Genomic DNA, 14,441 nt, shown 5'->3' on the forward strand with positions numbered 1-14,441 from the left:
AAACGTTTCTAAAATAGAAAGTTAGTTCACACTTGATATTAACTTAGAGTATATATACTACGCAATAACACAATATATCGAGGTGATTAATATCGTGAAATTATTTACTACATGCCTGCTCATCACTATGTTAATAATATTAAGTTTACCAGGCTTATCCTCGGCACAAAACATTATTAATTCAAATCAAGAGAACTCTACTTTTAATGACAGTTTTTCATTGACAAGTAAAGAATTTAATAAACAAATTAACGATGGCATTAGTATTAAACCTCGTACAACTTATGTCCCTAATCCTATTTCTGGAGTAGTAAATATTTTAATTGTTCCCGTCAAATTTATTGATGTATCTAATACTACTACGATAGAGAATATTATTCGTGATAAAATCTTACCATTAGTTCGATACTATCATGAAGTCTCATACGGAGCGTTAGAAGTCGACGGAGTTTACTTCGAATCATGGTTTACATTGAATCATACTCTCGCGTACTATGGTCAAAATAGTGGATCAACTAAAGATATAAATATAGATGAATATTTTCGTGCTTCTCTCGAAGATGCCGATCCATATGTTAATTATCATAACTACGATTTTGTAATTATCGTTCATGCAGGTAATGATGAAGCAATGACAGGCAACCCTAATGATATCTGGTCACGTGCCACTTTAGGTAAGCAGTATTATACGTATGATGGTGGTGTTAGACTTGGTTTATTAACAGTTGCTGAAAATGACCCATATGGTGTGTATGTTCATGAGTTTGGTCATAACCTTGGACTACCCGATCTTTATGATACTTCTTATAAAGAGATGTTTGTAGGTCCATGGAGCGTGATGGATATAGGTAGCTGGCTTAACCCGCCAAGTAGTATTATGGCTGTTGAAAAGATATGGTTAGGGTGGATCCCAACTACTAATATAACTTCCGTTAGTTATGGTCAGATATTAAATGTTACAATTTCAAGACTCGAGTATCCTGGAAATGTTCTAGCTGTAAAAATACCTCTCGCATCTTCTACTTACTATATTATTGAGTACAGAACCAAGGTTCTTACTGATAGTGCGTTACCAATGAGCGGTGCATTAATAAGTTATGTAGATACGTCCTTGGGTTCGGGTAAAGGTATTGTTAGGGTCGTTGATGCTAATAATTCAACTAAAAATGATCTTAACGATGCTGCGTTTGTTTCTGGTATGAAATTTATTAATAGCGCAAATAGCGTTGCTGTAAGGATTTGGTACTTAAATCCTCAGAACGCATATGTTATGGTGCAGCGTGGATTTGCAGATCTTTTTGTAGATAATATTCAACTGGTTGGAAATCCTATGGAAGGTGAGGATTTATATTTTGACGTAAGAATAGGGAACAAGGGTATTACTCCTTCTAACTTTGCAATTGTTTCTCTGATCATCAATGGAACCAAGGTTCAAGAAAAGGGATTGCCTGCTGTAAATCCTTCCTTATTTTCCGTAATAAGACTTGGTCCTTGGAGAGGTGTTTCAGGTAAGTATAATGTTAGTGTAATTGTTGATGCTAATAATAATGTTGTCGAAATGGATAAATCTAATAACGTTGGTTCTACGTTTTTTAATATATTACAACAATACGTATACATTGATAAAGCTTTCGTCAGCAAGCCTAGAGCTGATGTAGGTTCTGGTCAGAAGATATTCTTTCATGTTGCATGGAAGAACGGAACTAGCGTCAATAGTGGTATATTGTATGTTAATAATACTGGTTACATGATAAACAGTACAGGATGGGCCATGCTTTATACCACCTCTTCTCATATTGGTAAAACTACATTTCATGTCACTGGTGTAAATATTAACAGTGTTACAGGTTTTTATCAGAACGTACCTGACCCTAACATTATCTGGGATAGAGTTGTGTTTATTTTATCCGTATTGGATAACAGGGTAAATGTTGGTTCAACAGCTCAGATAATTGTTAAAAGTATGTATGAATATGATAATGCACCATTTGATGGAGAATATATATTAAACGATACCCTGACAAAGAGAATCGTTGGTAAATATTATTATACCATTAGAAGTATTAATGATCACAAATATGGTTTAACAATTTTTGAAAGTAATACAGTATCAGTAATTTTTGACAGAATAAAGATTACCTGGTATAATGTGTCCGATGATAGGTGCGACGTGGGATCCACTCAACAGATTAGAGTTAAACTCGCATTAGAATATGATGACTTACCATTGGGTTTAAATGACCAGGTTTATATAAATGGATCATTGGCTAAATACGATATCACGAACAGGTATTTCTATATAAATTATTCATCAAATAAAGTCGGCAGATTCACTTTTAATATTTCATCAGCCACACAATCAACTTATAACATAACGGTGTTAAAAGCAATGCAAGAATTACCATCGATCATCTTCGATAAAATAAGGTTAGTACTTTCTGTAGTTGATGATAGGATTGACGTCGGAGATAGAGCCCAATTTATAGTTACTGGCGTTTACATTTATGATGGTAAAGAAGGGAGAGGTACTTATACTTTGAATGATACAACAATAAAAAGTACAGTTGGAAAATATGGTTATAAAATTACATCAATAACCGATGACATCTATGGTTTAACAACTTTTGAAAGTAATACAGTATCAGTAATTTTTGACAGAATAAAGATTATTCTAAAATCAGATTACACCCGTGTAAACGTTGGTTCTAAAGCCCCAATATCATGGAGTGGTATATATGAATATGATAATGCACCATTTGATGGAGAAATATTTCTTAATGAGGATTTGATAAAATATTCAATAAGCAACGTCAGCTACAAAGTCATTAAAATCACTGATAAACTCTACGGCTTAACTGCATTTCTATCTAACGACGTTTACATTATTTTTGACGAGATAACTTATAACATAAAAACTGATAGTATTACACCCGGAAGTATAAAAATCGCACTTACACTCAAATATACATCCGACAACTCCCCAGTAACCAACGCCAACGTAATTATTGGAAACACAAAAGCTAACTATATCGGCAACGGAGAATATACAGCAGAATTCAGAGAATTAACACCCTACACCAGTTATCAGATTATAATTAATAAACAAGGATTCAAAACAATAAACTACACACTCTCAACCATTCTAATTGGAAACACCATAATAATACTAATAGGAGCTAGCCTGGCAATTATCATAACCGCATTCATACTACGCAGAAAATAACACAAAAATACAAATTCTGTAACTTAATGTTATTTTTTGTTAAGAGTCAGGTTTCTAATAAATAATTGATGTAAAAATTTTCTTAAGTAAAGATTACTTCCAAATTAAATCGATTACATTACTGTAGACATGACAATTGTGTACTACCTTTTCCATGATTTTATTATCTCATTACTTGTTGTGATTTCAGCCCCGTATATCTTTCTTAAGTATTCAATACCTTCAACGTGATCTTTCTCAGTAAATGAATCTACACAATCCTCGGGAACTTTAATTTTGTATCCCCTAAAAAATGCATCAGCCGCAGTATGTCTATCACATATATTTGTATGCAAACCAGTTATTATGACCGTATCAACATTTAACTGTCTTAGGAGAAGATCTAACCCAGTCTCATGAAATGCACTGTAAGTTCTTTTCTCAAGAATATAATCCGTCTCTTCAGGAGCTAATTCATCTATAATTTGAGCCCCCTCACTATTTTTCATTGCATGAAAGCCCCATAACTTTATCTCCGGATCACTCAGCAAATGCGCATCACCAACATACACCACGGGTATATTATGCATCCTAGCCTCCTTTAACAACTTTTTAATATTTGGTATTATTCTACCCGCTCTCTCACATTTCAATTTGCCGTATACGAAATCCTTCAACATATCAATAACCAGTACAACCTCGACCATTTTTCACCACCTACTAAATTGTTTAAAGAGATATTAAAATAGCCTTAGTCAGCTGTTTCGAGACAGATAGGTTTAAATGGTAGTTTGTTAATTAAGTTATTTGTGGAAAAAAGGGAAAAATTGTTGACAACAAGTGAAGTTGCCGAGGTACTTAATGTTACAAGACATACCGTAGCTAAGTGGATTAGGGAGGGAAGAATCAACGCCATCAAACTCCCTGGTGGAAGGTACAGGATACCAGAATCTGAGGTTGAAAAAATATGGAAGTCGTTAAAGCGGTAGTTTTCAAACATAACGCTGATGTCAAGCCCCTGCTTGAGACTTTCAATCAAATGGTTAATGAATGCATGGCTTATGCCTTAAAGAACAATATCAGCTCTCCAATGAGGCTTGAGAGGGCGTTGTATGATTATTTCAAGCAAAGATATGGATTCGCCACCCATTATTGTATATCAGCTTGTAGAGTAGCATGTGGAATAATACGTTCTTGGAGGAGGCTTGTGAAGAGGGGAAGAGCCGACTCCAATAAACCTCCAACTTTTAAAGCCTCAGCCATGAGGCTTCAGAAGGAGCTTATGCGTTTCAGAGGAGATAAAATAGTCGTTACAATAAAGCCTTACAGCTGGATCGAAGTTCCGCTGGCCACAGGCTCTTACCAAAGACAATTTGTTGAGGGATGGAGAGAGGGAAAGTTAAAGGTTGGGGAAATCACGTTACTCAACGATAGAGCGATTGTAACCTTCAAGAAAGAGGTTGAAGAGAAAAAGCCTAATGGCTACGCTTCAGTAGACATCAACCTAATGAGCTTAGATATACTTGAAGCAAAGGATGAGCTAAAATATCGGAAAATCGACCTTAAGAAACTGTACGGCGTAAGGGTTCATTATTTTGAGAAACGTAGAAAAATCCAGTCTCTATCTAAATTCAAGCCCAAGACTTCAAAGATGCTTATGGAGAAATATTCTAAGCGTGAGAAAAGAAGGGTCAGCGACATCCTTCATAAAGTAACCACGGCAATCGTTAGAGAATTCATTGAAAACGGCGTTAGCCCGATCCTTGAGAAACTAAAAGGGTTAAGCTACAACGCAACGAGGAATAGATACGCTAAACGTAAGAATAGAAAAGTCTCCTCCCTACCTTACAAGAAAATCCAAGACTTCATTGAGTACAAAATGGCGTGGCATGGCTACAAAACACACTATGTTTCAGCTAAGAACACGAGCAAGACCTGTCCAAGATGCGGGCGTTTGTCCAAGACAAATGGGCAGGTCTTTAAATGTGAAAGTTGCGGATATGGGGCGGACAGACATTTTATAGCTTGTGTGAACATACTCAGGATGTGGGGAAAATGGTTCTCCCCGAAAGCTCTCGATGAACTAATAGAGAGGGAAGGGTTAAGTAGGAATACATAGTGAATTGTTACTTTCATTCCTACTTAACTCAGAACCCTTAAAGGTAATTTATGTCAACAATACCAACATCCTTGCAAAATTTGTACAAAAAACACGTAACATAAAATATAACATAACAGATCTCAAAGATCAATGTCTTAAGATAAATAAATCATAAACATTTCATAGTAAACTAAAAACAAACTAAACCCATGAAACTACTCCTCAAACCGAGCTTAATATCAAAGTAGAGTGAATCATTTCCGAAAACTTCCGGAAGTACTCCTTAACCAGATTTTCAAATGCTCTCTTGCTCTTTGGGATATGTAAATTAAACTTAGTGATGCAGCATACTTATCATAGTCTCATTCATGATACATTAGAAGGGTATGTCCCCAAGTGTTTCTCTAATATGGTAAGATTCTTTGAAGAAGCTTGCGATAATTTGTCAATATAAGCATAACTTTCTTGATTAACTAAAAGCACCGCTAAAATTTTAGATACTTCAATATATTCCATATTTTATCATGAAAATGTATAGTACAATTTTAAATTTAGTGTCGAAATAGTTCTTAAAATTTAAAGTATATGTAATTTAATGAAGCGTCTCGCTTCTGAGAATTCATAAGTTTATGTTCTGTGATAAAGTAGGATGAGCCAAAAGTTTTACTGTGATAAGTCAGAGGACAAGAAAATTATGTTATGTTTCCATTATTAGAACAAAATTTAGGTAATGGATGATTGTGATATAAAGTTTATCTTGCAGTTTTAAGGAAAACCGATGCAATAGGAAAATAAGCAAAAGAGACAAAAGTAATGAAGATAAGGTAAACTAAGTTTCATGAGTGTAGTGGGGCTAATGTTTACTTTATGTTTTGGAAATTTCGCATTCTTATTTAAATTCACAATTTTTGCATTTCCATTTTTGTTGTAGGATTTTTTGAATATTTCTAGTATTGTTTTTTCAAGTTTTTTACTCCATTTTCATTCTATGCTTCTGATAGTGACTTTGATTCATTTTCTTAGGTAACGCTTATTGGATGTCTGAATCTCTAGAGCTTTTGTTAGGTTCATGATGTTTTAGCTATGAAATAATTCTAAAGATGTGGAGTAGCTTAGTCATTTTGTGGTAATATAATATATTATGAGCTAAAGATAATAAGACGAAAGAGAATTGTTCTGGATCACGATAAAATTTAAATATTGTGAAATACACTTTTTTAACGGGTGTTCTTGAATTGAAAATTATAACATTAATCATTATAACTTTCATAGTTTTAGGTGTGGTTGGTTCTGTTTTTTATTTTTGGTTAATGAGTGGTGGTCCTGTATCAACTACAACTACGCGGACAACATCGCTAACATCAACAACTACACAGGGTGGTCCAATAGTTACAAATGTTACAACGGAGTTTGTCTATATTAAAGAGAAGCAAGACCTTTATTTACGGTTAAAAATTTATGGTGAGGCATATTTGCACGACAAGATAAGTATTAATGGTGTTTATGGTTTTTGGTTTGGTCATATTAATGTGACTCTTCCAAATGGAAAAGTAGAAAATAAATTTTATGATCCAGGTGATTATGTGAATATACATACCCAATTCCTCCAAATTTCTGGAGTGAAAATCATAGATGTCTATGTACCTACTCGTTGGTATGAAAATCCACTTTTAGATGGCACTTATAGGGTTATTGTATGGCTTCATGGACCTTATAAAAACTTTACTGTACTTTTTGAGAAGATTTTTAATTTTAAATTCTCATATAATTCAACAGTTTCACCTGCGGTTTGGAATTCTTGGAATCAAGAATTGACGTTCACATTGACAAACACAGGAGATGTACCAATAATTATAGGTCGTGATATTGGTATTATCGTAAACAAGACTGGTATAGCAGTAGGGATAATAGGGTGGGCGCATGCAGTAAATTTAACAACGGAAAATGTTATCATGCCGAAAGAAACTCTGAAATGGACAGCGGCAGTAGAGATTAGAGATGATTTTAAGCCTAACCTTAAGGGGAAAACTATTCTCGTAAGTTTTTGGATTGATACCGTAGGGGTTTCACAATATTATCCAATAGAAATGGATGTGACTTTTCCTGCGAGTTACTAATGAGTTGGGTGTAAGAGTAATGATTTCACTATTTAAAATTCTTTTATCACTTTTTCTGATCTTTATCATGGTTTTTCCAAATTTTTCGTTCATGAGTGGATGGGGAATTGTAGCTTCTAAAGTGACTGGATGGAGTATTTACTATGAAGGAAGTAATGAATCTGTCTATCGTTTTAACCTCAGTAGAGAAGTTTCAGGTTTAGAGATGATACTCTACATCAATGCTATTGATGATCCCAGAAGTTTTAATGACGATTGGATGGAGTTTAAACTTGTAGGGGAACCGTTTGAGATAGCTACAGTTCATGGAAATTACATTGTTGAGCCAATAATCGGGCTGACGAAAGTGGGTTATAATAATGACAATGAGAAGAGTGTTGGGGGTCTTCATGTGATTTATTATGCTTTACCAAAAAAGAATTTTGTCTCTTATATAAACATTACTTTGCATGCTCTTTATAGTAATCCGCGCTTGGATATTTCTCGTTCCTATATACGTGAATGGGATTTTGTGGAGAATGTTATTCAACAGAGTGTTTGGGCGACAGGTTGGTATCAGTATAATGTTACGCAAGATTATATAGGGCGTGTTTCTCTTGTATCCTTTGGTGCTTCGTTCGGAGATCGGCCAAGTGAGTCCGGTTTGGTTTGGTATTTTAGTAGAATGATAAGCCCGCCAAAACTTCTGTGGAATCCTGATGTATACGTTGAAGTTGGATATGCGGGTGGGATAAACATAGTTCCAGAAAGTTTTATTGGTACGGGAAATTATACATGTAAAATTAATGCAGGAATTGGGATTGGTAATGAACTAAACGAAGCGGTTAGTTCAGGGTTTAGTAAAACAGTTTATAAGGTGAGGAAGGGCAACTATCCAACGCTTGTAACAGACAACATGGCAAGTGGAGAGATTGATATATTGCTCGAGATTCTTGAAGAAACGGCTAAATCACCAGCAGGAAAAGCGCTCTTTAAATTATTAGATTATGCATTTTTTGTTCTTGATCTTGTAGACATAATATCGAGTCTTGGTTTTGATGAAACTGTTTCGCATTGTAAAATCCTAGTTTTTAAAAATGTGCACATTGATCCACGGAAGGAATTTTATGCGTGGTTCAGCTTTTACAGTCAAATAAAATCTGTAGGGCTTAGTGGTGAGATAGTGAATTTCTGGGGAAAATTTCCGTTCGGTTCCTCAATATTTGATCAGTATAACCTTGTTAGTGTAACTGACTTACCTAATGGTGGAATGCAAATAGGGGGTATTCTTTTTGATTATCATAATCCAGACTTAAGAGAAAAAGGCTATATTACAATAAGATCTGATGGCACAGTAGATCCATTCACAGCCCCATTCACAACACTTGACTACATTAATTATGAACTTCATGACAACTTAAATGTAGGAATTGAAATAAGAAAAGGGAATATTGTTTTAGACGGAAAAAACCACACGATTAACGGACGTAGTCCGATAATAGGAAGCCATGCCGTAAGAATGATAAACGTAAATAATGTCATTATAAAATCTCTAAGAATAGAGAATTTTGCTATAGGCATATATCTTGATTCTACCTCAAATAGTACTATTTTTGCGAATCAAATTATCAACACTCATGAAGGCGTATACCTTGTTTGGTCCTTTGGAAACAACATCTCAAACAATCACATAAAAGCTACTGGTATAGGCATACATTTAAGGGACTCCGCTCAAAACATGATCTCAGAAAATAAATTAATAAACTGTGCAACAGCAATATCTATGGAAAAGCTTTCATATAACAACAGCGTTTTAAAAAACAACATCGTGAATTGTAGCACAGGCGTTGATGTAACCTTTCCATCACATAATAATTATGTAACAGAAAATAATATTATTAACTGTAGTGAGCAAGGACTTAGTATAGGTGGAGGAAAAAACAAGATTACTAAAAACATTATAGTTGGGGGAGCTTCTTTTGGTAGTCCAATAGGCATTTATCTTAGAAGATATTCTTATAGTAACAATGTTTCAAGAAATCATGTATTATACTTTAGCTATGCAGTATGTCTTGAAGGAACATCTAATAACAGAATTTCAATCAACAACATTATGTTTAATGTTAATGGTTTTTATTTTAAAGACGATGCTCAAGTATCAGAAAATAACACCATATTTGAGAATAACATGATGAACAATACATATAATTTCTTCTTTGGATCATCGGTCCTAAACATTCTTGTTTACCATAATAATTTCATTGATGGAGATGCCAGAAAAATATATTTTGTATCTGGAATATCAATCTCATGGGATAATGGTTACCCTTCTGGAGGAAATTATTGGGGAAAATATAACGGAAAAGATGAAAAAAGCGGAGTGAATCAAAATATTGCAGGGAGTGATGGTATAAGCGACACGCCATATATTATCGACGAGCAAAACATGGATAGGTATCCTTTAATGGAACCTTACGGTGAACTCCTATCAATAACCTATAATTATAAACTTCCAAAAAACGCTTCGATACAATTAACCTCCAATTCTATAGTTCTAAACTTTACCCATGATCTAGTAAACCAGAAAATATCCTTTAACGTCTATTGGAGAAACGGAACACAGGGATTTGTTAACATCAATATACCTAAAACCATTTTTAACAGTAACCCAGAAGTATTACTTGATGGAAAACTCATACCATTTAATAAAAGTGAGAACATAGACTATATAAATATCTATTTTACATACAAGCACTCAAAACACGATATAACAATTTACTTTCAACAAAAAACTTCAACATCAGCTAAAAACTGGGAAAACTATATTTATATCATTGTCATTGGAGCAGCAATACTGGCTCTTGCCCTTCTAATACTTAAAAAGAAAAATAAGCCAAAACGATAACCCATAAACGATATAAACTAATTATTTGCATGTTGCATACAGTTATAATTGCGAGTTAATTTGAGTTCTTATTGTCTATAGATTTTATATTTACACCTTTAAAATCTTGTTTTGAAAGTTTCTGTGCTATGAGATGTCTCAAAATCAGCAGCAGATCTAGGAGGTTAAAATACACTGTTTATTGTAGCATGCGTCATGATTTGATTTCGAGTTCCAAAAAATTGTTATTTTAAAAAAATAATGTAGTAATTTAAAGTCCATTTATTGTTGCCCAATCTTGAAACACGAAAAAGCCATCGAATACATAGTATCTTGACATGAATCGTAATACTATTGCATTATCTTTTGTTGTTCCATAAATGTATACTATTGCCTTTTCACTTGTTGACTCTGTGGTTTTTACTTGTAACCCATATGATGATGTGAATATTTCTCCTGGTGGTAATAAACCTAATGGAAGTACAGCTGTTTTGTTTTCTGGTGTGGTTGATGTCTTGAAACGTAATACTGTATTATTACCATAGAAGCCTGCAGCTAATAATGTTGCATTCGCATGGAATGGTAAATTCACTGAAGTATTTAAGGATGTCCAATTCCCTACTGGTACGGTGATGGATGATGGTAATCGTTGTGATGTGGTCAGAACACTTACCTCTAATAAGAATGGTTCAATGGGTATAAGACCGCCATGTAATGTTTGGTGTATGTATATTGTAAATATAGCTGGTGTTTTAGGAACATACCACTCATACCTGAAAGATGGATACGTTACGATCCTTCTTGTGAGGGGTTTTTCGTTTGAAGTGAGGTTGAACGTATTGTACATAAAGTATCTACCAGAGCTGATGTAGAATGGATATCCTATACCATCTCCTCCATACCAACCTGCAAATTCACCATTTGGACCTAGTACATAAACATTGTATGATGAATTGTACTGAGACCACTCAAGCTTTACTTTCAACGCAAAAGCATTAGGATCGCTAACCTTTACTGCAAAAACTCTCCAGTCGCCTGATTCTGCTCTCCAACTCCAATCAAAGTCGCCGTACGTTGCTCCAAGATCATAGGGTGTAGTGCCAAGGGTAGGCGGACCTGAAACTACGGTAGGCAGACCTGAAACTACACCAGGTTTACCCACAACTAAGTATGAGTATGGAACAATGCGTTGGAATAAGCCATAGGTCGTGTTTAATGTAACTGATATTAATCCCTCCCTAACACCTGAAGAAGCAACCACTGGAACAGTAAGAGTTCCCGTGACCGTCGCATTCGAATATGGGGCAATGCTAGCTGATGGTGATGATGTTGTAACCCATGTGTCTGGCGTCTTCTTATATTTTATTAACGTTAGTGTGAAAGCGACAGAAATGTCAGGTAATGATGGGCTGCTCTTTGTTATTGCAGGCCTAAGTAATATTAGTGAACTAGGACTGTGTAGTTTGCTTAGTACGTTGCTAAGCGTTACTTCGGCTGTTGTTCCTCTTACAAAATTAGCATTAAGCAGATAAAGTTCCCTAGGTTGTATTATGCCATCATGATTTGCATCATACCATTCAAATACGAAGAGGCTTATTCTGTAATTCCAACTGTAACTATACATTGGATCGAACTTTGAAAAGCTGTATGATAAAATAAAGCGTGCCATATCAACATTAGAGAACCAAGACGGGGTCAATGGAATATATGTTACCGGTCTAGATGCTGTATTAAGAACGCCTGAAATAATACTTTTACTGAACGCTGTGTAAGTTAATGCTGTTGTATTCACCATTTGTAAGTTTGCGCTACCTAAGTTCTTAATTGTGAAGGAGAATTGTGTTTGTGTTCCTGGATCAATGGTTCCTAGAAACATGCTAGAGGACTGCATGGACATAAATGATGGTACGTGTGATGGTAAGTATACTTTTCCTCCTATCTCATATTCTAGTACTGCAGGTATTCCTATAAACCACTGATCTAAGTCGTTACTCCACTGCTCTGACCATGCATCGTGTAGTCTTGTTTCTAGGTTTTTGGCTGTCACGGTAGAGCTTATAATTGCTATTGATTGTCCTGTTTCTGGGCGTATCATGCGTCTAGATGCCTTTACTGCCATGTATGCATCAACGCGTCCTGATGTTTGTATAAAGGGTTCAATGCCTAAATCTTTTGCAGTGCTTTGTAATATTGTTTTAGCATCTGACGGTGAAAGTGTTTTATTCGAAGCCTCTAACATTAGTGCTACCACACCTGCCGTAACAGGAGTTGCCATACTTGTGCCACCGAATATACCATAACCACCAGCTATTAGAGGTGCGATAGCCCAACCATAGGCACCAACGTTTACTACATCTGGCTTTATTTCACCTACTGGAGAGGGAGCCCTTGCGCTCCATGAAATTACTTCATCATAACTTCCGGACGGGTTCCAACCAAAAAGTGCATATATATGGGTAAGTGTTGAGGCTCCCACTGTTATTACAAATGAGGCGGCACCCGGTGATGTGATCGTACCATATCCGGGTCCTCCATTACCGGCTGCATGAGTTATAATTATACCTGGATATGTTGAGTTTAAAAATCCTGGAATTGTCAGACCATTCTCAAGCATGCTCTCCATATCGAATCCAAAGCCAAAGCGATCATACCACTGAGCGGAAATACCCCAGCTATTACTTATTATGTTAGCTCTTTTCTGTCCAGTATATACGAACGTTACATTGTAGTCATAAATTCCTGGGGCTTTCTTAACTTTTGGTCCTATTCTTAGATCAAACCCTGCTGCCCACAACATTCCGATCTCTACATCGCCGGTCCATAATCCTTTAATACCTATTATTGTGGCATTAGGTGCTATGCCGGGTAATGTTCGATAACCGTAACCTGGTATATAATATGCTACCTTGCCTCTAGACGCTAACACGCCTGCGACGCTAGTTCCGTGACCATAGAAATCATAGAATATCGATAAGTATTCTCCATCTAAATCCCATCCTGGCATAACCTTACCTGGGTACGAGAAGTAACGCCAGAAATCAAAGAAGAAACCTCCAAGAGTGCCTATAGTATAAGGATAGTCGTTGTAAACGGTCACTCTATCACCATTATAATCGTAATATGGGTCATCAGTAAAGTTGCCGTTATTATTAAAATCTACATAGACCCTAGTATATTGACCCGGAGTCACTGGATCAACCATCAATATTCCAATGTTAATTATATCACCTAGCATGTATAAATCAGTCATACCAAATTTTACTATACCACTCCTTGACCATCCAGGATTAATTACATAATTATATTCTGCGGTTATGTTAACTGGTGCCGGTTCAAGGACTGTAAAATTCTTATTGGCTGTAGGCAAGACTGGTGTAGCGTTGTAAGACTTCATTATTAATACCTGGCTTTCGTCAGGATCATATATCAGGGGTTCTCTTCCATTATTAGGTAAAGTAACATAGGTAAGTGAATCTTTTATGTCGGGATTTGCATAATCTATTCCGGTATCGACAACTGCAACTTTGATACCTTTACCAGTAATACCATATTCGCTAACCACTTTATTTACACCAAGTAGATCCCTGACTCTAAACATATCGACGCCTATCTCTTTTTGTAGTTCAATGCTTCTATCTTTTGGTAAATCTATGAATGGTTTCACGAAAACACTTTTAACTGAGGTATATGTTGATAGTTCTTCTAATGTATCTTTAGATGCTAATACTTTAAGGGTATAAAGATTGTTACCAAGATAGTATAGGTTTGAATGTTCATCAACTTTGCTAATAACGTATTTTAATCCATTAGCATCAACGGTTACCGTCGCGTAATATTTTCCTTGAAATCGTGGATTTGGGTTCTCTCCTACAAAACTTCCAGCTAGCTTCTCAACACTTTTTAATGAGGTATTAACAATGTTACCATTAGAAAAAGCATATGCTGGTGTTGAGTAATACTGTAATACTAATATTATAATCATTATTATGGTTGTGATCTCAAATAATTTTAATTGTTTCATTTAATTCACCGTAATTTTTTCTTGTTGTTAAAAGTTTATAAATTTAACTTAAAGATTTAAATGTACATTGATTTTTATACTTGTTTTAGTTTTTGCTGATTGATCTTATTTTTGAAAGGATAAAGTATAATAAATTA

Annotated in this window: 7 protein-coding genes; 5 read left to right on the forward strand and 2 right to left on the reverse strand. The window is 35.2% G+C overall.

The genetic code is table 11. The annotated features are described in order from the left end of the window. Window positions 1-82 precede the first annotated feature (82 nt). Window positions 83-3,223 (forward strand): M6 family metalloprotease domain-containing protein, encoded by a 3,141-nt coding sequence (locus tag QW128_08030; protein ID MEM3833514.1) that lies wholly within the window; start codon window positions 83-85, stop codon window positions 3,221-3,223. Window positions 3,224-3,366: 143 nt separating this feature from the next. Here QW128_08030 and QW128_08035 read toward each other — a convergent pair whose 3' ends face one another. Continuing rightward, window positions 3,367-3,909, reverse strand: coding sequence for an isochorismatase family cysteine hydrolase (locus QW128_08035; protein MEM3833515.1), 543 nt, complete (start codon window positions 3,907-3,909; stop codon window positions 3,367-3,369). 102 nt (window positions 3,910-4,011) lie between these two features. On the opposite strand from QW128_08035, the gene QW128_08040 reads away from it, so the two are divergent. The 4 genes from QW128_08040 (at window position 4,012) to QW128_08055 (ending at window position 10,304) form a co-directional block, all read left to right on the forward strand. Beyond that, window positions 4,012-4,191: a helix-turn-helix domain-containing protein gene (locus QW128_08040; protein MEM3833516.1), complete on the forward strand. Its 180-nt coding sequence runs from the start codon at window positions 4,012-4,014 to the stop codon at window positions 4,189-4,191. After that, on the forward strand, window positions 4,170-5,321 hold the full coding sequence (locus tag QW128_08045; protein MEM3833517.1) for an RNA-guided endonuclease TnpB family protein: 1,152 nt from the start codon (window positions 4,170-4,172) through the stop codon (window positions 5,319-5,321). The genes QW128_08040 and QW128_08045 overlap by 22 nt, the downstream gene beginning before the upstream one ends. A 1,184-nt stretch (window positions 5,322-6,505) precedes the next feature. Then, complete coding sequence (locus QW128_08050; protein ID MEM3833518.1) at window positions 6,506-7,420, forward strand: hypothetical protein; 915 nt, start codon at window positions 6,506-6,508, stop codon at window positions 7,418-7,420. Window positions 7,421-7,511: 91 nt separating this feature from the next. After that, window positions 7,512-10,304: a right-handed parallel beta-helix repeat-containing protein gene (locus tag QW128_08055; GenBank protein ID MEM3833519.1), complete on the forward strand. Its 2,793-nt coding sequence runs from the start codon at window positions 7,512-7,514 to the stop codon at window positions 10,302-10,304. A gap of 250 nt (window positions 10,305-10,554) precedes the next feature. On the opposite strand, the gene QW128_08060 is transcribed toward QW128_08055, so the two are convergent. Beyond that, window positions 10,555-14,304: a S8 family serine peptidase gene (locus QW128_08060; protein ID MEM3833520.1), complete on the reverse strand. Its 3,750-nt coding sequence runs from the start codon at window positions 14,302-14,304 to the stop codon at window positions 10,555-10,557. Window positions 14,305-14,441: the final 137 nt, after the last annotated feature.

This window comes from Thermoprotei archaeon, from assembly GCA_038881895.1.
GTDB lineage: Archaea > Thermoproteota > Thermoprotei > Gearchaeales > WAQG01 > JAVZOV01.